The organism is Bacteriovorax sp. BSW11_IV (assembly GCF_000447755.1).
Lineage (GTDB): Bacteria > Bdellovibrionota > Bacteriovoracia > Bacteriovoracales > Bacteriovoracaceae > BSW11-IV.
In genome coordinates, this window is sequence record NZ_AUNE01000030.1 from 63,560 (window position 1) to 81,749 (window position 18,190).

At 37.0% G+C, this 18,190-nt stretch carries 23 protein-coding genes and 1 tRNA gene; 15 read left to right on the forward strand and 9 right to left on the reverse strand.

Annotation, left to right across the window (positions count from 1 at the left end):
* The first annotated feature begins 26 nt into the window (after positions 1-26).
* From M899_RS08775 to M899_RS08800, 6 genes are all read left to right on the forward strand, one after another.
* Positions 27-710, forward strand: a complete 684-nt coding sequence (locus M899_RS08775) for a transglutaminase domain-containing protein (RefSeq protein WP_021271072.1) — start codon at positions 27-29, stop codon at positions 708-710.
* A 147-nt stretch (positions 711-857) separates the two neighbouring features.
* A complete protein-coding gene (locus tag M899_RS08780; protein WP_021271111.1) occupies positions 858-2,444 on the forward strand; it encodes a methyl-accepting chemotaxis protein in 1,587 nt (528 codons plus the stop codon).
* Positions 2,445-2,538: 94 nt separating this feature from the next.
* The gene (locus M899_RS08785) at positions 2,539-3,099 is read left to right on the forward strand and encodes a hypothetical protein (RefSeq protein ID WP_021271033.1); all 561 of its coding nucleotides are present in this window, start codon (positions 2,539-2,541) and stop codon (positions 3,097-3,099) included.
* A 12-nt stretch (positions 3,100-3,111) separates the two neighbouring features.
* Positions 3,112-3,591 carry a hypothetical protein gene (locus M899_RS08790; RefSeq protein ID WP_021271055.1) on the forward strand — a complete coding sequence of 160 codons (480 nt, stop codon included), beginning with the start codon at positions 3,112-3,114 and terminating at the stop codon, positions 3,589-3,591.
* A gap of 288 nt (positions 3,592-3,879) precedes the next feature.
* Positions 3,880-4,905, forward strand: a complete 1,026-nt coding sequence (locus M899_RS08795) for a trypsin-like serine peptidase (protein WP_021271105.1) — start codon at positions 3,880-3,882, stop codon at positions 4,903-4,905.
* A gap of 38 nt (positions 4,906-4,943) precedes the next feature.
* The gene (locus M899_RS08800) at positions 4,944-5,429 is read left to right on the forward strand and encodes a hypothetical protein (RefSeq protein WP_021271095.1); all 486 of its coding nucleotides are present in this window, start codon (positions 4,944-4,946) and stop codon (positions 5,427-5,429) included.
* Between the two features lie 594 nt (positions 5,430-6,023).
* Here the strand turns inward: M899_RS08800 and M899_RS08805 are convergent.
* Positions 6,024-6,100 (reverse strand) — tRNA-Ile (locus tag M899_RS08805).
* 79 nt (positions 6,101-6,179) lie between these two features.
* Between M899_RS08805 and dapF the strand changes: the two genes are divergently transcribed.
* Positions 6,180-6,977 carry a diaminopimelate epimerase gene (gene dapF, locus M899_RS08810; RefSeq protein ID WP_021271054.1) on the forward strand — a complete coding sequence of 266 codons (798 nt, stop codon included), beginning with the start codon at positions 6,180-6,182 and terminating at the stop codon, positions 6,975-6,977.
* On the opposite strand, the gene M899_RS08815 is transcribed toward dapF, so the two are convergent.
* Entirely contained in the window at positions 6,957-7,337 is a 381-nt protein-coding gene (locus M899_RS08815; protein WP_021271068.1) for a VanZ family protein, read from the reverse strand. The two genes, dapF and M899_RS08815, sit on opposite strands and share 21 nt — an antisense overlap.
* A 38-nt stretch (positions 7,338-7,375) precedes the next feature.
* Between M899_RS08815 and M899_RS08820 the strand changes: the two genes are divergently transcribed.
* The 5 genes from M899_RS08820 (at position 7,376) to M899_RS08840 (ending at position 10,205) form a co-directional block, all read left to right on the forward strand.
* Complete coding sequence (locus M899_RS08820) at positions 7,376-7,786, forward strand: hypothetical protein (RefSeq protein ID WP_155897165.1); 411 nt, start codon at positions 7,376-7,378, stop codon at positions 7,784-7,786.
* Entirely contained in the window at positions 7,783-8,544 is a 762-nt protein-coding gene (locus M899_RS08825; protein WP_021271040.1) for a TlyA family RNA methyltransferase, read from the forward strand. The genes M899_RS08820 and M899_RS08825 overlap by 4 nt, the downstream gene beginning before the upstream one ends.
* A 9-nt stretch (positions 8,545-8,553) precedes the next feature.
* Positions 8,554-9,102 (forward strand): LOG family protein, encoded by a 549-nt coding sequence (locus M899_RS08830; RefSeq protein WP_021271067.1) that lies wholly within the window; start codon positions 8,554-8,556, stop codon positions 9,100-9,102.
* A gap of 83 nt (positions 9,103-9,185) precedes the next feature.
* A complete protein-coding gene (locus M899_RS17695; protein WP_021271082.1) occupies positions 9,186-9,677 on the forward strand; it encodes a c-type cytochrome in 492 nt (163 codons plus the stop codon).
* 9 nt (positions 9,678-9,686) lie between these two features.
* Positions 9,687-10,205, forward strand: coding sequence for a gamma carbonic anhydrase family protein (locus M899_RS08840; protein WP_021271052.1), 519 nt, complete (start codon positions 9,687-9,689; stop codon positions 10,203-10,205).
* 56 nt (positions 10,206-10,261) lie between these two features.
* Here the strand turns inward: M899_RS08840 and M899_RS08845 are convergent, their stop codons facing one another.
* Positions 10,262-10,960, reverse strand: coding sequence for a hypothetical protein (locus M899_RS08845; RefSeq protein WP_021271091.1), 699 nt, complete (start codon positions 10,958-10,960; stop codon positions 10,262-10,264).
* Positions 10,961-11,123: 163 nt separating this feature from the next.
* Between M899_RS08845 and M899_RS08850 the strand changes: the two genes are divergently transcribed.
* Positions 11,124-11,816, forward strand: coding sequence for a hypothetical protein (locus tag M899_RS08850; RefSeq protein ID WP_021271074.1), 693 nt, complete (start codon positions 11,124-11,126; stop codon positions 11,814-11,816).
* Here the strand turns inward: M899_RS08850 and M899_RS08855 are convergent.
* From M899_RS08855 to M899_RS08870, 4 genes are read right to left on the reverse strand one after another with little or no spacing between them, the layout of a single operon-like run.
* The gene (locus M899_RS08855; RefSeq protein WP_021271100.1) at positions 11,813-12,250 is read right to left on the reverse strand and encodes a DUF1499 domain-containing protein; all 438 of its coding nucleotides are present in this window, start codon (positions 12,248-12,250) and stop codon (positions 11,813-11,815) included. The two genes, M899_RS08850 and M899_RS08855, sit on opposite strands and share 4 nt — an antisense overlap.
* Positions 12,247-12,564, reverse strand: coding sequence for a DUF2288 family protein (locus M899_RS08860; RefSeq protein ID WP_021271025.1), 318 nt, complete (start codon positions 12,562-12,564; stop codon positions 12,247-12,249). Before M899_RS08860 ends, M899_RS08855 begins: the two co-directional genes overlap by 4 nt.
* A gap of 1 nt (position 12,565) precedes the next feature.
* Entirely contained in the window at positions 12,566-13,210 is a 645-nt protein-coding gene (locus M899_RS08865) for a lysophospholipid acyltransferase family protein (RefSeq protein ID WP_021271036.1), read from the reverse strand.
* Positions 13,203-13,460 (reverse strand): hypothetical protein, encoded by a 258-nt coding sequence (locus M899_RS08870; RefSeq protein ID WP_021271045.1) that lies wholly within the window; start codon positions 13,458-13,460, stop codon positions 13,203-13,205. Before M899_RS08870 ends, M899_RS08865 begins: the two co-directional genes overlap by 8 nt.
* Positions 13,461-13,623: 163 nt before the next feature.
* Here M899_RS08870 and M899_RS08875 point away from each other — a divergent pair, with 163 nt between their 5' ends.
* Entirely contained in the window at positions 13,624-14,055 is a 432-nt protein-coding gene (locus tag M899_RS08875; protein ID WP_021271039.1) for a DUF3015 family protein, read from the forward strand.
* A gap of 39 nt (positions 14,056-14,094) precedes the next feature.
* Positions 14,095-15,915 (forward strand): Lnb N-terminal periplasmic domain-containing protein, encoded by a 1,821-nt coding sequence (locus M899_RS08880; protein WP_021271066.1) that lies wholly within the window; start codon positions 14,095-14,097, stop codon positions 15,913-15,915.
* Here M899_RS08880 and M899_RS08885 read toward each other — a convergent pair.
* Together M899_RS08885 and M899_RS08890 are read right to left on the reverse strand one after the other, a co-directional pair.
* On the reverse strand, positions 15,906-17,192 hold the full coding sequence (locus M899_RS08885; protein ID WP_021271096.1) for an HD domain-containing protein: 1,287 nt from the start codon (positions 17,190-17,192) through the stop codon (positions 15,906-15,908). The genes M899_RS08880 and M899_RS08885 overlap by 10 nt on opposite strands.
* Positions 17,189-17,998: an Hpt domain-containing protein gene (locus tag M899_RS08890; protein ID WP_021271026.1), complete on the reverse strand. Its 810-nt coding sequence runs from the start codon at positions 17,996-17,998 to the stop codon at positions 17,189-17,191. The genes M899_RS08885 and M899_RS08890 overlap by 4 nt, the downstream gene beginning before the upstream one ends.
* Positions 17,999-18,190: the final 192 nt, after the last annotated feature.

Genomic DNA, 18,190 nt, shown 5'->3' on the forward strand with positions numbered 1-18,190 from the left:
CTATGAGTTAAGTAAGCGAGGTACAAATGAATTCAGTGTCAAATTTAGAACTATTTTTAGAAGATTTAAAAAAGAAAAACTTAGAAGGGGTGGCCCTTGTTGAGTATTTATATGGTTTCGTTAGAGATGATATAAAATTTGATTTTCTGCCTGGCATAGATGATGTGACGGCCGCGGAAGTCTTTGATGCAAGGTCCGGGCAGTGTAATAACAAAACGATTCTCTTTCTTGAGATGTTAAAATTTTTCAAATTCAATGTTAAGGCCCATTTCTCAACGATTGATAAAAATATACAACGAGGATTTTTTCCTTTCATTATGATGTGGCTTGCACCAAAAGAAATTGGTCATAGTTGGATTGAGGTCGAAATAAATGGGAAATGGGTTATGCTCGATGGATATATAAATGATCAGAAGCTCTTTAAGGGTGCCATGATAATAAATAAAAATAACAACTGGAAGACCGGCCATTCTGTTGCAGATGGTGATTGTGGAGCAAGTACTGACTTCTCATTAAACAATGACAAATTTGTGCAAATGGAAGCAGTAAAAACGGACTTTGGGTTAACAACAGATGCGCTATCTTTTGTAAGAAGTAATAAAAATCCAAATAACGTAAACTTCTTCAAAAAATCTATGTACAAGCTTATGCTTCCTCTAATTCGCGCACGAGTTGTAAAAGTTAGAGAGATTGGAGAGTCGGAGAAATAATTTCCTCTGTTTAAGAATTATGAATACCTGTTTGTTTACAGTGACTTATGTCGCTAGCATGATTTTTTCTTTCACTTTTTGGCGTCCACGGTTTCAAGAATTATTGAGTGATATTCTTAGTTAATAGAGAAACTAAGGGATATTCAAATGGACGCCAAAAAAATGACAAACAAAGAAAATGTAAAGGAAGTGATAACAACTGCAGATGAGACGATGCAGATTTTCGATGCGATTAAAGCTTCCATGGCCGTCATTGAATTTACTCTTGATGGAATTATCGTAGATGCGAATGACAATTTTTTAAATACATTGGGATATACATTAGATGAAGTGAAAGGAAAGCATCACCGTATTTTTTGTGAACCAGAGTATGCAAGATCCCTCGAATATAAAAGATTTTGGGAAAAATTAAATAGAGGGGAATTTGATACAGGAGAGTATAAGCGTATTGCTAAAGACGGGCAGGAAGTTTGGATTTCGGCCTCTTATAATCCAATCAAAGATGCTAACGGAAAGACTTATAAGATTATTAAATTTGCCTCTGATATTAGTGCTCAAAAACTAAAAGATGCAGAACTCAATGCTCTTTCGAAAACTCAGGCCGTCATTAACTTCACAACAGATGGAATAATTCTTGATGCCAATGATAATTTTTTGAATGCATTAGGTTACAAACTAGATGAAATCAAAGGTCGTCACCATAGAATTTTTTGCGAAAAAAAATATGCAGAATCCGCTGAGTATGAAAGATTTTGGAGAAATTTGAAAAACGGAGAGTTTCAAAAAGGCGAATATAAAAGGATCACCAAGAATGGTAATGAAATATGGATTAACGCTGCTTACAATCCAGTTTATGATTTAAGTGGAAATGTCTTTAAAATCGTTAAATATGCAACTGATGTTACTAAGCAAAAAGAAGATTCATTAAGAGTTCTAAGTACTCTTGTCGAAACTGCATCTCAACTTGGCGCCGCTGCTGAGGAGCTTGCGACAACAGCAACACAATTAACACAAAATGCCGAGAGCACAACGAATCAATCTTCATCTGCGGCCTCTTCTTCAGAAGAATTGGCCCAAGGAATTCAAAGTGTGTCGGCCAGTGTTGGGGAAATGGTGGTTGTGGTAAAAGAGATTTCAAAAAATACCACAATGGGTTCTGTGAAATCTGAAGAGGCCTTAATCAAAGCATCTGAAACGAATGCGCTTATTGAACAATTGAGTCTTGCGAGTGAACAGATCGGCTCTGTGATTAAAGCGATTTCTTCTATTGCTCAACAAACGAATCTCTTGGCGTTAAATGCGACTATTGAAGCAGCAAGAGCAGGTGAAGTTGGAAAGGGATTCTCTGTTGTTGCGAATGAGGTAAAAGAGCTTGCCAAGCAATCGGCCAAGGCCTCACAGGAAATTGAAGCTAAAATCATTAATATTCAAGAAACAACTGCTAATGCTGTCATTGCTATTGAAACAATATCTGTGTCGATAGAGGAAATTAGTAAGATATCCTCTTCTATTGCAAGCGCAGTAGAAGAACAATCTGTTACAACGAGCGATGTTTCCAGAGTCGTACAAGAGTCAACGCAGGCCGTGGAGGATGTTTCTAAATCTATTCGAGAAGTATCAAACGCTGCACACGAAAGTTCAAGTGGTGCAGCTCAATTGAGTGATGCTGCAAAAAACTTATCAGTGCTGGCCATGAAATTGAATCAACTTGTGAGTGAGCTAAAAGAAGAATAACCTGTTTTTTACTCACTCTTGGGCCCTTGTATTTTAGTTATCTGTAGTTAAAATATATTTAATTTAACCAAATAACTCAATAGAAGATCCAACTATGAAAATTTCAATTCTGGCTTTATTTTTAGTTCTCTCTTGTACTTTAAATCAGAAATCATTTGAACCAAGTAAGGCCGAAGTTGAGCAAGCAGAAAAAATCGCAATAGAGGTTGCTGATTGGTTTGAGTATACAACTGGTCCAATGAAAAACGAAAGGCTGGGACAATGCGGGGATTACGCTGTTAAATTTATTCTAGACTATAACAAGTTTGCAGGAAAAGATGTTGCCCGCCTTGTTGTCGCAAATAATCCTGTGGATAGCGGTACATATCGTATCGGTAAAAAGGTCGATGTAAAGGCCCTTGGCTTTAACGGTTTTAGTTCTGGCAGTAGCGGCTTTCTAAGTTGGAATGGACAATTATATTTATATCATCCTGTTCTTGGGGCCTATGAAATTTTTCTCGAAAAAGCCTGGACCCCAACAAAGCACTTTGGTGTGAATATGTTGGATAAAAGACAAGTACATGTTTGGGCCAGCGTTGGAAATTTAAGTGTCGATCCAACATACTACGATATATTTAAAAAGAATTTTCCTTCCCCGCTTGGAAAAGATGAATAGTGAGATTTGATTGTGAATGATATAAATACGCTAAGAAAGAATCTGAGAAAAAGAAATCATCAAGAGATGGTGGCCTGCCTAATTGTCATAATCGCATTTGTTGTTATAGGGATTGATAAAGAAACTATCATTTCGAAAGTTTTCTGCTTTCAAATAGTTTTATCTGCGATGGGTGTTTCTTATTATTTATATAATCAAAGTCACAAAAAACTTCTTGAGGCCAACGATTCAAAGGAACAATATATTTTCATTTTAAATAATGAAATCAAACTTCTCTCATCCGTTAGGTATTGGTATGTCTTTCCAATGCAATTTGGACTTACGGGTATAGTTGTTGAAAGCATTGTTAGAGACTTTAATGCTGGGAAAAGTCCAATGTGGGATATTATTTATTTGCTCATCACCTTCTGTCTGTCTTTTGGGGTCATTTATTTGAATGAGGTCAAAGGTGTTCAAAAATTAAAAGAAGAATTGGCCCTAGCGCAGAGTTAGATCATTTTCTTTTTGACTGCTTTTGTGTAAGTTGCCGAAAGTATAGGGTTTTTGTCCTGCTTTTGTACCGTCTAATTTTTTTACACCACTTGAAAACATTTCTGCAAAACGTCTTCAATTAGTTTTTTTTGCCATAATGTCATTTAAATATTCACAACATCTTCAAGTAGTTATGGGCAAAATGTGAGACGATTGAACTTACTTATATTATTGATTCTTTCTCAAATATTTTTTTCGTGTAGAACGGATTCTTCGAATAATCTCGCAGCGAAAAATCTTATTTCCGATGTGATCGTTGGAAAGGACAATAGAGCGTTCACCTTAGATGACTCATCATTTGAGCAATCATTATCAAATCGCACGGGACTCATTGTTTTAAATATTCTAAACAAAAGAGGCGTTCTTGCTACACAAACTTGTAGTGCAACTTTGATTGGAAAAAATCATATCATTACCGCGGCCCATTGCCTTTATGATGATGAACAAGGTGCCTTTTCTTCCGATACTTATTTTTTTCCAGGGCAATTGGATTCAGGAATCGCACCTTTTGGACGTTTTCAAATTATAAGATCATATATGCCAAGTGAAAGTATACAATTCTATGATTTTAGAAACGATATGGCCGTTGCACAGCTTGCACCGAATGAGAGAGGGCAAAGTGCTGGCGACGTGGCCGGATATTATAATGTTCTTGGTGATGAAGAATTTGTTGATGGGCCTGTAACGACTGTGGGATACCCTGGTGATAAAGGATTGTTCACTCAAGCTTTCGAAAAAGATTGTACAGCTTTTTTATCATCTAATAATTCTCGCGTCCTCGATCTTGACTGTGATGTCTATCCTGGTCAGAGCGGAAGTGCTCTTTTCATAAGTTCAGAGTCAAAAAAATCTCACAAAATCATTGGAGTTATTAGTGGACAGTCTACTGTTTCAAGTGTGAATTATGGCTCTCGAGTAACAAAGGAAAGACAAAAGATTATTACATCAATCTTAGATGGGGAATTTAATAAAAGTAACTTTAAAGAAGAATGGATTACTAAAGAACTTAAAAATCAAAAAAATGCGGTATTCGCTAGAAATAACTGCGAAAATAAAATCCTTGTTCTCAATATGGCCCCGCTGAATTCTCAAAAAGAAAATGAAAACTCTCATTCGATTTTTTTAATGCCTAGAAATATTAGATTGCTTTCTGAAGTCAAAGGAAATGACATTTTAATTGCAGACCATTTCTTAGGGGAAGAAGAAAATACAACATTTAAAAAAATCAATATCTCTGATATTAAAGATCAAACTTTAGAGTTCGATTGTGACTAAATCTATTTTTGGTAAAATTATAAATTAAAAGGTTTTTTATGAAGTCGTTACTATTAATCTCAGCTTTCTTATCAATCTCGACCTTTGCAAGTTATTCTCAAGTAAAAGAGAGATTTCTCAATTCGCACCATGCAGATGTTTCAATATTTGAAGAGGGTAAGGCATTAAACTGCGAAATCTATTATCCCGAGAATGAAGATGCTGTCTCTGGTGTAGAACTCACTTATAAATTTAAAATGGAAGACGGCGAAAGAATATTACTAGAAGAAGATTTTCGTAATATGTATTACCTCAGTAGCGATGATGACAAAATTAAAGCTATTGAATATTCATCTTATAAAGTTGCAAACAATGGAATGGTCTTTGGACGCTACAATAGATCCCACGATTTTATTAAAATCATGAAACAAAACGACGCAGATATTATCATTGAGATTTCCAAAAGAGCGCTGCCAACGAATGAGACAAATAAGTCTAGTCTTGGAAACCTTGTTTCTAGTTATATCGTTTGTCCCGTATTATAGATTCTTCTTGAAACTCTTGTCCAAGTGGATGTTTATGGCCTTTACTGTATTCGTTAAATCCTGGCCATAAATCATCATGTAAAGAATTCATTTGTGAGTTGGTTATTTAATATAAATCTACGTTAACATCTTTTAGAGAAGATTTGTGCGCACAGCATGCAAAAAGTAGTAACATAATCAGAGTTTTCATTTTTTAATTATCTACTGGGAACAAAAAAGCCTACCGAAGAATAGGTTTTTTATGAATGGTGGTCCATTCTATTCTTTGCGCGAACTTCTATCTATATGTCAAAATGGCTACCTAAGAAAAATATTTTATTCGAACGCTATCAACTTAAGCCCCCTTAAAGAGGAGGCTTTTTAAGACATTGAGGAATATAGTTAAACCAATATCGAGATGGTGAGATGCGCAGGACTTGCCACCGCCAACTCGGTTCTAGAGAGCATGATTAATATTCATTTCAACACGTAGTAAAAATGCTCCACTGGAGCATTTTTTGGCGCTGGTGTGACAACCCAAAGGGTTGTCTGTCGCGAAGATAAAATTTTGTAGGCACAAATAAAAAAAGCCACCCCGAGGGGTGACTTTTTTTATGGTGGGACATACAGGACTTGAACCTGTGACAACCCGGTTATGAGCCGGGGGCTCTAACCAACTGAGCTAATGTCCCATATAGTCATTTGGTACTCTATTTTATATACTTATCTTGGAATTATGGCAATTGGTTGTCAAAATAAATAGGTGTTGCGGTGGGCAAAAATACTTTTTTTAAATATTCTGGGACGGGAAATGACTTTGTGATTATCGATAATCGCAAACTTATTTGTGATGTTAAAGATAAACAGTTTTGGCAAAAAGTATGTGACCGCAAGTTCGGTGTTGGCGCCGATGGTGTCTTATTTTTAAATCCATCTGATAAATACGATTACCGCATGATTTATTTAAATGCCGATGGCGGGGAAGTGTCGATGTGTGGAAATGGCACTCGCTGCTTGGCCCATTTTGCGGCCACGGTTCTGGGGATTGGTGATCAAAAAAGTTATACCTTTGAAACACAAAAGGGCGTTTATAAGGCCCACGTTAATGGCGACTTTGTTAAGGTTCTTATGAGTGAACTTTACGATGTGGATGCCATTGAAGTTTCTGATTTATACAATTCGAATCACTCCAAATTTATGAACACGGGTGTTCCTCACTGTGTTTACGAGTGTGACAAGCTTTCAGAGCTTGATCTACAAAATGTTGGGGCCAAGATTCGCTACAATAAAAGATTTCCAGAGGGTGTGAATGCAAACTTTTTCAAAGTGGTAGGAGATAAACATATTCGTCTTCGCACTTATGAAAGAGGCGTTGAGGGTGAAACACTCGCTTGTGGTACAGGGGCCACGGCCGCGGCCTTGGCGACTCATTCATTTTTTGGATGGGAGAGTGAAGTACGCGTGGAAATGCCAGGTGGGGATCTGGTTATAGAATTCAACGATGATCACTCTGAAGTTTATCTCGGTGGACAAGTCGAAAAAATATTCTCAGGCACTCTTTGTTTTTAATTTCAAAAGAATTTTTTCCGCAAAGTTTGGGAGTTTTGGCATAAAAGGCATAACTCCCACCACTGCTCCCGCAAGATTGGCGATGGCATCGTTCATCTCTGCACTTCTGTAGCCCGAAACTTTCTGCATATATTCAATGGCAGCACCTAGAAGAACTGAATAGAGAACAATTTTTGTGCGATTTTTAAAAAGTCCTGCAAACCACCACGTCAAAAAGAAGTGGGCGCTAAAGTGATAAACTTTATCAATATGAGGGAAGAAGGCCTCGGCACCAGAGCTTGGGCGTAGGCACAAATAAATGATCAATATTGAATAAAGTCCACCAAGACATAACCAAAGGGGGCGATATTTTAAGTTCATGCTTTGCCTTCCTGCGCGCTTCTAGTTATCATTGTTTTATGAAAAAATTCTTCGCTGCGCTAATATTACTTATGAGCTTCAATGCTCTCTCTTTTGTGACCCTGGATATTGGGATTATTCACAAAAAAGGTATTGATAAAGGACTTGTTCTTGACGCTGAACTTTACACGCGTGAAGACTTTCGCCCTGAGCACAGAAAAATTGTAACTACTAACGATGGTATTCGCTTTGAGTTCGTAAGTCATCTTCTTCCTGATCCTCAAGAGACAGGGCCAAGTGTCCTTGTTGAAATTGAAGGTCTTCTCATTCATAGCGATGGAAGACTTATCAAGAAGTTCCAAAGAGGGGATTTGATTTTCAAGTTAGGCGAAGAGAAGTCATTTGAATTCTCCCAAATTGAAGGCCAATTAATTAAATTAGAATTAAAGGCCGACCTACAAAAACTATGAGTGAAAGATTAGATAAGGCCCTTGTTGTTCTTGGGCTAGCTTCAACAAGATCCCAGGCACAACAATTTATCGACGAAGGCTGCGTTTTTTATCGCGGTCAAAAAGTTCAAAAAGCTTCTCTTAAAGTAGTGCTTGAAGAATTAGAAGTTCGTAAAAAAGTTATTTACGTTGGCCGTGGTGCCCACAAGATTGAAGGCGCACTTCACGATTTTCAAGTGAGTGTTCAAGATAAAGTCATTGCTGATGTGGGAGCTTCCACTGGAGGCTTTACTGATTACGTTCTTAAAAACGGAGCGAAGAAAGTTTTTGCCATAGATGTCGGTCACGATCAACTAGCGCAAAGTTTGAGAGAAGACTCTCGAGTTACAAATCTTGAGGGTGTGAATATTCGAAACCCGCTTGATTTGGAAGAGAAGGTTGACCTTGCTGTTGTTGATCTGTCATTTATCTCGTTGAAATTAACTCTCGATTCGATTGTTTCTCTTGTAAAAGAAGACGGCGACGTCATCTGTCTTGTTAAGCCACAATTTGAAGCGGGCCTAGAGAGGCTTGGTAAAAATGCCATTGTTAAAGACCAAAATATTCGCGAGGAAATTCTCTGCGAACTTCTTTTTTGGTGCGATAACAAAGGCTACTTTATAAAAAATGCAATCCGTTCACCAATTGTTGGCGGTTCGGGAAATATTGAGTACTTCTTTCATATTGATAAGAAACTTAATAAGCACGCAATTGATGTAAATAAATTTATTGATTTATAGAGGATTAATATGAAAAGAATCTGTGTCTTCTGCGGATCATCTGCAGGGAAGTCTCCAAAGTATGTGGCCATGGCCCGTGAGCTTGGGGATAAGCTCGTTCAAAATAATATGGGCCTTGTTTACGGTGGCGCATCTATTGGAGTTATGGGCGCTGTGGCCGATTCAGTTTTAGAGAAAAAAGGTGAAGTCTGGGGTGTTATGCCTCAATCCCTTGTGGACTGGGAAGTTGCCCACGCCAATCTTTCTCGTTTTGAAGTTGTCGACTCAATGCATGCTCGTAAACAGATTATGTACGATTGGTCTGATGTCTTCGTCGCCATTCCAGGTGGGATGGGAACATTAGATGAACTTTGTGAGATTATCACTTGGGCACAGCTTAAATATCACAAGAAGCCTTGCTACGTGTTAAACTTTGACGGCTTTTTTGATGGGCTTCTAACGCACTTTCGCCACATTAATAAAGAGGGCTTTCTATCAGATGAGCACCTTCAATTGGTTCGCGAAGTAAAATCTATTGATGAATTTCTAGTGGATGTTGCATCGTTTCACAGTGCTTGATTGGTTTACAATTTAGGGCCTATAACCTATAATCCCAAAGTTATAGACCCCTTTTTTTTATTTTTTAAGGATTCGGAGAATCAATGACTAGATTGGTAGTTTTCTGTTTTGTTCTAATCGGATTGGTTGCAGTATTTAACCTTGAATCATTCAAGACAATTCCTGTTAACAATACACGCTTTGATATTAAAAAGGCCGAAGAGGCCCACGCTGCTAAGATTGCTGAGCTTGCTGAAATTGAAAAAATGAAGCTTGAAGCACTTAAGCCAAAAGTGGAAGAAGAAGAAGTTGTTGATGAAGGACCACTAGTAGTTCTTGATACTCCACAACTTGTTAGCGGTGATAAGCTTTACGCTAAATGTATGGTTTGCCACGGTAAGAGAGGGGAAGGTAAGTCTTCTCAAAACGCTCCTAAGATCGGTGGACAAATGGATTGGTACATTGAAAAACAACTTGTTGATATGAAGAATAAAGTTCGTGTTAACAAAGTGATGGACCCATACATCAAAAACCTTTCTGATCAAGACTTCAAAGATCTTGCTGCTTATATTTCAAAACTTCCTTGGAAGAAGTAATTCTTCCAAATGCCTTTATATAATCTAGGTACATTTAGACCAAATATCGAAGAAGGTGTGTTTATCGCACCTTCGGCCGATATTATTGGTCGCGTTCACATGAAAGAAAATTCTAATATTTGGTTTAATTGTGTTGCTCGCGGTGACATTAATGAAATCATTATTGGAAAGAATACAAATATCCAAGACCTATCTATGCTTCACGTTGATACAGACCTTCCTCTAATTGTTGGGGACAACGTGACCGTAGGCCATTGTGTGACTTTGCATGCTTGTACTGTGGGCGATAATTGTTTGATCGGTATGGGGGCAACTATTCTAAATGGTGCCGTCATCGGAGAGTCATCTCTTGTTGCTGCAGGTTCTGTAGTTCCTCCTGGAAAAGTTTATCCCCCAAGAAGCTTTATAATTGGCTCGCCCGCTATTGCGAAGCGAGAGTTAAGTGATGATGAAGTGAAAAAGTATGGGGAGCATTACAAGCGCTATATCCTAGCTAAAGACCAATTTTTAAAAGATTTGCACCAATAAGAAGGCCACCCAACTAGGGGTGACCCTCTCGACGACAACATCTCTCCCGAAGTAACTTACACGTCATTGTTAAAAAGGGAGTTCACGCTCTGTCCGTACATGGATCTCACGTGGATGAGGATACGATCACTCATAAGTCCTTGTGGAACATCGAAGTTTAGTTCAAAAGGAACCATCTTCATCGGACAGAAGTCTCTAACTTTTTTCATTATTGGTTTAACTGAGTAGACGTCTCGTCCGTTGTCTTGAACCTCGAAGCGGTCGAAGACATAACAGTCACTTGGATTGTGACCTTTCATGACAATTTGTCGATCATCAAAGTTTTTCTCGATTGATTCAATGTTTGCGACAAATTCGTCATCGATAGCATCATCGCTGAATTCATCAATATAGAGTGGGGCCTCCTTCATGTTATTGACTACGATATCGTAGTCACCTTGGTCTAGCAGACCAATTTTTACACTTTCTACGAAGGGAACAATCATGTCGGCACAACCGATGCCTGGGCCAGCAAAGTCTTTAGCTTGGACTTTGATTTTGATTTTATTTCCTTCAACTACCGGTACGGCCTCTAGGTCTCGGTAACACAGGTTTGGTAAGAAACCTGAGACGACAACTTCAACGTTATCGTTCGAGTTATAACCTGGAGGGGCATATACGTTATCTACGGGTACGAACTGCATGACATGAGCTTGGACGTTTGCGGCAAAGCTAATCATCATGATCAATATGGCCAAAAATTTTACAAGTTTCATAGAGTCCTCCTAGTGATCTCTTTATCTAATCTAGTTTTCGCTGATTCGTCGTGATCTGAATATGAGCGAGTAGATAAACAAATATGATTCTGTGATCGTTAAAACATGATCCAGATCACCACTATTTTTCTGTAAAAATGGTAGGAAAAAGTAGGAGGTGTTTATGAAAAAATTGACGATTCTCGGACTTTTTCTCATCTCTTTGAAGTCAATGGGTGTTGGAAAAGTCAAAACGGAAGATGAATTTCGCACTGTCGTAAAGAGGTTTAATGAATTTTGGCAACCTCGTGTGAAGGCCGAAATGGGAAAAGATCTCATTGTCGAAGCACTGTGGAATGAAGAGCGTGCTAATGCCCACGCGACGAGGGATCGCGACTACAACCTTGTGATCAAGGTAAATGGAGGAATGGCCAGAGCACAGGGAATGGATGAAGATGGACTCGTTTTTATTTTATGTCATGAATTAGGTCATCATTTAGGAGGTACACCTAAAAAGAAAAGAGGCAATACCGATATTGATAGCTGGTCATCAGCTGAAGGGCAGGCGGATTATTTCGCTGCAAATGAGTGTTTGCCTGAAATGTTTAAAGGTGATGATAAAAAATTAAGTGATGTGGAAATCATTAGTCCCTTTTGCCAAGAAGATGAAGTGTGCGAAAGAGTTTTGAAAACGGGTGTGACTATTGGAAATGTTTTTGCGATTTTAAAAAACACTGATGAACCCTCTATACATCACCACTCTCAAGTTCAGGTGAGTGAAACGAATTTGGGTCATCCTGATGTGCAATGCCGACTTGATACAATTAAAAATGGCGCCCTAGGTGAAGAGCGCCCTGAGTGCTGGTTTAGAGACTAATAATCTCTTTGGTGAAAGCGAAAGGCGATGCGCTCAAGCATCTTCTTTCCTTTCCCAAAAGTAAGGTAAGTTGCTCTTGCTTGGGCCTTGACTTCAATTTTAGAATCAGTAAATACAAATTCTAAATCTTGTAGCCCAGATAAACCTGAATCATAAATAGCATGGATATAATTTGCTGATTCATCTTTAATATCCACGCGATCTTCATTCTTAATAATTTTTTTAATGGCCTCAAGCATTGATTCTTTAGTCCCATTGTATTGGAGAGAGTCTGCGCTTCCTTCAAATGAAGAAAAACATTCTTTTTCTTGTAAACACGGAGCAAGAGAAACTAATTGAGTTTCCTCATTGAGGATTGGTCCAAGATTGGCCGGATCTTCACTCTTACAAGATAAAAGAACAAGGGCCGGAATTAAAATTAATAGTTTTCTCATTGCATATCCTCAGATTCTTTAACATTTTGAATGAGTACGTAGGGTTGAATAATGATGAAGTTAAATTCAAGATTTTCTTCTTTATCAAATCCAGCAACGAGCTCTTCAGTTGTTCTAATAAGATGACCGTTATCGAGAAGTTCTTTAATTTTTTGAACATTGTCTTGAGCGATAGCTACACCCACATCGACAAGATCTTCAGTTAGAGAAACAAGTAAAAGAGCTCCTCTCTTATGATGATCTTCTAATAGTTTCCAATGTGCTCTATCAATTTGTGATTTTAATTGTTCTGGTAGTGAAAGTTCTTCAGACATTTTATCCTCTAATCTTTTTTATTATTTCATCTTCTAACTGAGTTAGCGATTCCTTGAGAGTTTGGGCATAGAAATCAAAATCATCTTTTTCAATATGTTCTGGAACAAATATTGGTTTGCCATAGATGATATGAATTTTAGTAAATGGCCTTGGAAAACGGAATTTATCCCAACTTTTAAAAGACCAAAACTTTTCTGGATAGGCCAGAAGGGGAAGAATTGGTGTTTGTGTGAGTTTCGCAATTTCTATAACTCCACGCTTTACTTCGTGACTTGGTCCTCTTGGTCCATCAATAGTAATCCCACCTGGAATACCTTCTTCTTTGATTTTGTGAATCATCTTAAGCATGGCCTCGCCGCCACCTCGTGATGAGCTTCCTCGTACAAAATTATAACCGAATTGTCTTGCGACATTTACGGCCAAATCGCCATCTTTAGATGCTGATACAATGGCCACATGTTTTCTGTGATTTTGTGAGATAACACTTGAAAGTATGTTTTGATGCCAAAAGGCGAGAACATATGATTTTGCTTTATTAGAATTTTCGGCCTCTTCTCTGTAAGAGAGATTAACAAATTTCAATCGATAGCTAAGAGCAATCGTCTTCAAAAATAAAGCTATAAGAAAACCGAGAAATTTATCCATGGAAAATTTCAGCTCTCTTCTTTTCTAAATCATCATCACTTAAACCAATGTTCTTGTAATAGGAACTAAGTGCCGCCTCAAGTTTTGATTTATTTTCTTCACTAGGAAGTGACTTGTAAGTTTTTAGAGCTTCAAAAAAAATCACTTCAAGTTTATTGCTTGTTTGTTCTTTTTTTCGAAATTTTGGTGTCAGTACAAAAAGCAGCGCAAGGATAATAACCATGCCCCATGCGATCATTTTCAAATCCATAAATCACCTCATTTAATAGGGTAGATATTAGCAGAACAATTTTGTCTTATAAAGTGTTAGAAGGCTTTTACTCAAGTATTTTGCTTTAAATTTAAGATAAACTATGTTGACAAAAATTCAGTACCCCCTAAAATTTTTAGATAAAATAAAAAAGGAGTTTTTTATGAAAAAAATGATGGCAACTGTTGCTGCTCTTATGGTTTCTGGTTCTGTTTTCGCTGCTCACGGTCCAGCTGGATGTGGTCTAGGTTCAATTCTTTTCAAAGAAAAAGAAGGACTAGTATTCAACGTTCTTGCTGCTACTTTCAACGGTACTTCAGGTAACCAAACTTTTGGTATGTCAACAGGTACTCTAGGATGTGAAGATGCGAAATCTGCTTCTGTAGCAGCTGTTTCTTTCATCGAAAATAACAGAGTAGCTCTTTCTAACGACATCTCTAAAGGTCACGGAAAGACTCTTGACGCTTACCTATCAATGACTGGAACAAAGTCTGTTGATAAGTCTAAGCTACAAGCTAACTTCGGGAAAATCTTTGCAAAAGGTAACTCTGCACAAGAAATCCACACAGCTATTCAAAACGCTATCGCGCTTTAATACTTGTCGGGGTGCCTTCGGGCACCCTATTATAATTCCATGAAACATTTTCTTTTATTTCTATTAGTCGTAAGCACTTATACTCAGGCCAATACAAATCATTTTGAAAATCCAAGATGGTTGAAACTTTTTAGATATCAAAAAACACTTCTTGGAAATTTTGAAAGTGAAGTTGATGAAAAAACATTTTTTGTCACTAAAGATGGAAAAAATAATCCTCAGAGTGAATACAAAAAATCTCTCGAACTCGCTTTTGAAAACAAAAGCATCTCGAGCGATCATTTTATTTGTCAGTTTCCTGCGAGGGCCACAATTCTCTCTGAACTTGAAGGGCGCAAACTTCCTTTTGATTTAAAAAAGTGCAAGGCCTTTCAAGATTATTTAACGAAGGTGAAGCTTCATAGCGTTTCTCTCGTTTTCTCATCTTATTTTATTCAAAATCCTGCCTCTGCGTTTGGACACACATTTCTAAGGCTTAGAGGAGAGGACTCAGTCCAAGAAGACAATGATCTTCTTGATTACGGTGTCGATTATTCGGCCCAGGTAACAACAAATAACCCAATTCTTTACGGTATCTACGGCATCCTAGGTGGCTTTTTTGGCCAATTTAAGATGATGCCTTATTACTATAAAATTCGAGAATATAACGATAGTGAATCACGTGATCTTTGGGATTATGAAATCAACTTCACGGCAAAGGATAAGGCCCTTTTTATGGCCCATCTCTTTGAAATGCAAAAAGCACGTTTTGATTATTTCTATTTCACAGAAAATTGCTCATACCATGTCCTCTCTTTGCTTGATGCTATCAGGCCTGACTGGGATTTGATGAGAGAGTTGGATAGCTTTTTACCGCCAGTCCAAACGATCTACGCTCTTTACCAACAAGATAATATTGTAAAGAACGTCAAATATAGACCTTCAATTTTTAAAAAGGCATGGACTCGTTTTGAGAATTTATCTAAAGATGAAAAAGAGAATTTCTTCTTACTTATCGAAGGGAAGAAGAAATTAAACCAAATAGGTGATGTGAATGTCATCGATGCCTATTCGGATTATATTGATTACAAATACTCAAAAGATTTAGAGGCCAAAACAGGGGCCCACCATGAAAAGGCCAATGATTTGAAGTTTGACGTAAATCTAAGAAGAAGTGAGATTAAAGAAAAATCTCAGGACTTGGATTTTAGTAGAGAATTTATCAACTCGCCTGATAGAGGCCACGATACAAAAAGAATAAGACTCGGTGGAGCTAAATCTCACGATACTTATGGAATCGATTTGGAGTATCGTTTTAGCTTTCATGATTTTCTCGACAATAAAAAGGGATTCATCCCTTTTTCTTCAACACAGATGGGAATTGTTAAGTTTCGATTTGATGATGAGATTACGGCCAAGGTTGAAGACTTCACAGTTGTTGCAGTTGATGCCATGAGACCATTTAGTAGTTTTGATAAGAGTATGAGTTGGAGATTCTCGTTTGGTTTAAAAGATCCAACGAATGAAAAAAGACAAAATATAAATCCTTTTATCGATTTCTCTTATGGGGTTAGCTTTAATATATCAAATTTAATGTTAGGTGGTTTCCTTGCAACATCTCAAGAATATGGATTTAACTATGAAGATAAGTATCACTTGTCTTTCGGTCCAGAGCTCTTGTTGATCTATTCTGGTGATTCATTTTCCCTGGCACTTAATTACAAAAGATTCAAAGAAATAAATTTCATGAAAGACTATAGCTCAAATATGAAAGGTGAGGCACGATACTTTATTAATAAAAAGTGGGCATCTTACCTTTCATATGAAAAGAAGAATCTCTTAAACGAAAAAATGACAACAGGTCTACTTTTCTATTTTTGAAGTGTTGAATTCACTTCTTTTAGTCGGGATGCGATATTATCGAGTATCCCGGCGAAATTTCCGCAGTTGTACTTTCTTTTAATGTCATCAATGATTCCATCAAATTTCTCAAGTCTAAAAGCAATACGATAGAGTCCTAGGGCCAGTGCATGGGCCAGAATAAAAACTCTTTCTAGCTGACTTAATGAAGTGAAAGGAACACCTTTTGGATAACCTTCTTCGTATCCTTCGTGATGGTTTAGACAAATATTAACAACATCAGAAGGAATATCAGGATTTTGTTGCAGGAGATAAGCTATTTTCTTTGTATGATTCGAAATCTCAATGCTAGATTTCGAATCTAAAAGGAGGAGGTCATTAACCTTTAAATCTTCACTCAAAGCAAGGTTTGGGTTATCGATAGCGAGATCGTGAAACATGGCCGCCATGACAAGTTTTTCTCTCACTGTATCATCGTACCAATCGAGATTCTCACAGATCAGTCCACAGAAAAATACTGTAAGAAAAGAGTGGTCGTAAATAAAGCTGCCCTTTGATTTTTCAAACATCTCCATAAGAGATTTTGTGCTCATCGTTTTTACTTTATCTTCAAAGGCTTCAAGAGAACCTTCGATTTGATCTAGTACAAACTTTGAAACACCAAAATCGTTAATGATATTTTGAATCATACGGTGTTTTTTACTTAGACCTTCAATTTTATTGTCAAAATTTTTCAGATTAATTAGATCTTGTCTAAAGAGTTCATCTCCATAGTTTTCAAAATCATTTTTCATTATATAAAAATGAGCGACACCACTTTTAAGATATTTTTCTAGTGTGAGAACATCGACAGTATCTTCTTTGTTGGCAAAGCGGACATACTTCTTTGGACCAAGTTTTAAATAAATATCACAAGGATATTTTTCATTTGCAAGAAGAAGTTCTTGGCCAATGGCATAGAATGTTTCATCATAACTTTGCGTGAATTCTGAAAATTTCGAAGCAAACTCAACGATCTTAAATTCTCTCGGAATATAGTGAACTTGAAATTCAGATGATAGAGGCACTGGAGATACGAGTATCACTCGTTTCTTTGATTTAGAAATGAGATCAGCGATATATTCTTTATTGATGGCCTCATCTTCGGAGAGTTCTTTGATGAAGATTGTCGATTCATTATTTTCAACAGCAAGTATATCAACAATTTGCTCATACTTCTCAATAGAAGTGAAGTTTTGAATTATTGAATTCGCTTTTGTCAATAACTGTGGAGATTTGAAGATTGTATAGACTTTCATTTCTTTGGTCCTTTTCTCATTTGACCACGAAATTCCAGAAGATCGTTCATTTCACCTTTTATACTTTTTAAGATCTCTATTTTATTATTCTTTCTTAAAAAGTCTTCTAAATCACTCATTTGATATAGGAGAAGTAATATTGATTTATTAACGTGTTTTTTTAAATAAATTTTTTCAATGGCCTGCTGAGCATAGGCATCAGTAACATTTTTAAGACTGAGAACTTCATTCTTCGTATGATCTACTTTCTCTTTTAGTTCTGCCATGAATTCATCTGTAGAGACAATGACAGCATTGTGAACATCTTTATAAGAATTGGCAAAAAGAGAAGTATCTTTGAAATTACATATTGAATAACCAGAAAAAGCTTTGAGGCATTCTTTAAATTCTGACTTTTGACCAATAAGATAAATCTCAGGTGCTGCTGATGTGTTAGGATTAAATTTCGTCGCATACCCATCACTTTTTGGGGTAGAAGCAGGTTCAGTAAAAACAAACTCTGATTTTCTTCCCTCTAAAAGGTCACGACATCCATCGATCCCTTGTAAAAGAAAATCAACACTGCCGGCAATGCCATCTAAGTTACTTTGAAATTTAGAAAAATAGTCTTCAAGCATGTGAGTATGACGTTGAAGATCAGTAAGCCCAATCATCCCTGATGAACCTTTCAAACTATGTAAATTTCTGAATATAAGTTTATAGGATTCAGCCAGAGAGGGTGATTGCTGAATATTAAGGAGCTCTTCTTCAACCTCAGTAATTAAATCAACGGCTTCGATTACAAAATCTTCAAATATACTATCCACGTTTAGAACTCCATCTTCACTTGTTGCTTAATTATTTTAAGGGATAACGTAACTTTAAGGTTAAAAAATCTATAAAAATCAGACATTTAAGTTTTTCTTGAGTAGTTGAAATTAACTTATCCCATTTTTCAAATATTTAGGAATTGAAAATATTATAACGGCCCTACACCCGAATTTTTAGATATGTTAATT

Bases quoted from the DNA above. Each gene is read 5' to 3' on its own strand.
- M899_RS08775 (WP_021271072.1), top strand. From the start codon at position 27: ATGAATTCAGTGTCAAATTTAGAACTATTTTTAGAAGATTTAAAAAAG.
- M899_RS08780 (WP_021271111.1), top strand. From the start codon at position 858: ATGGACGCCAAAAAAATGACAAACAAAGAAAATGTAAAGGAAGTGATA.
- M899_RS08785 (WP_021271033.1), top strand. From the start codon at position 2,539: ATGAAAATTTCAATTCTGGCTTTATTTTTAGTTCTCTCTTGTACTTTA.
- M899_RS08800 (WP_021271095.1), top strand. From the start codon at position 4,944: ATGAAGTCGTTACTATTAATCTCAGCTTTCTTATCAATCTCGACCTTT.
- M899_RS08815 (WP_021271068.1), bottom strand. From the start codon at position 7,337: ATGAACTTAAAATATCGCCCCCTTTGGTTATGTCTTGGTGGACTTTAT.
- M899_RS08820 (WP_155897165.1), top strand. From the start codon at position 7,376: ATGAAAAAATTCTTCGCTGCGCTAATATTACTTATGAGCTTCAATGCT.
- M899_RS08825 (WP_021271040.1), top strand. From the start codon at position 7,783: ATGAGTGAAAGATTAGATAAGGCCCTTGTTGTTCTTGGGCTAGCTTCA.
- M899_RS08830 (WP_021271067.1), top strand. From the start codon at position 8,554: ATGAAAAGAATCTGTGTCTTCTGCGGATCATCTGCAGGGAAGTCTCCA.
- M899_RS17695 (WP_021271082.1), top strand. From the start codon at position 9,186: ATGACTAGATTGGTAGTTTTCTGTTTTGTTCTAATCGGATTGGTTGCA.
- M899_RS08840 (WP_021271052.1), top strand. From the start codon at position 9,687: ATGCCTTTATATAATCTAGGTACATTTAGACCAAATATCGAAGAAGGT.
- M899_RS08845 (WP_021271091.1), bottom strand. From the start codon at position 10,960: ATGAAACTTGTAAAATTTTTGGCCATATTGATCATGATGATTAGCTTT.
- M899_RS08850 (WP_021271074.1), top strand. From the start codon at position 11,124: ATGAAAAAATTGACGATTCTCGGACTTTTTCTCATCTCTTTGAAGTCA.
- M899_RS08855 (WP_021271100.1), bottom strand. From the start codon at position 12,250: ATGAGAAAACTATTAATTTTAATTCCGGCCCTTGTTCTTTTATCTTGT.
- M899_RS08860 (WP_021271025.1), bottom strand. From the start codon at position 12,564: ATGTCTGAAGAACTTTCACTACCAGAACAATTAAAATCACAAATTGAT.
- M899_RS08865 (WP_021271036.1), bottom strand. From the start codon at position 13,210: ATGGATAAATTTCTCGGTTTTCTTATAGCTTTATTTTTGAAGACGATT.
- M899_RS08870 (WP_021271045.1), bottom strand. From the start codon at position 13,460: ATGGATTTGAAAATGATCGCATGGGGCATGGTTATTATCCTTGCGCTG.
- M899_RS08875 (WP_021271039.1), top strand. From the start codon at position 13,624: ATGAAAAAAATGATGGCAACTGTTGCTGCTCTTATGGTTTCTGGTTCT.
- M899_RS08880 (WP_021271066.1), top strand. From the start codon at position 14,095: ATGAAACATTTTCTTTTATTTCTATTAGTCGTAAGCACTTATACTCAG.
- M899_RS08885 (WP_021271096.1), bottom strand. From the start codon at position 17,192: ATGAAAGTCTATACAATCTTCAAATCTCCACAGTTATTGACAAAAGCG.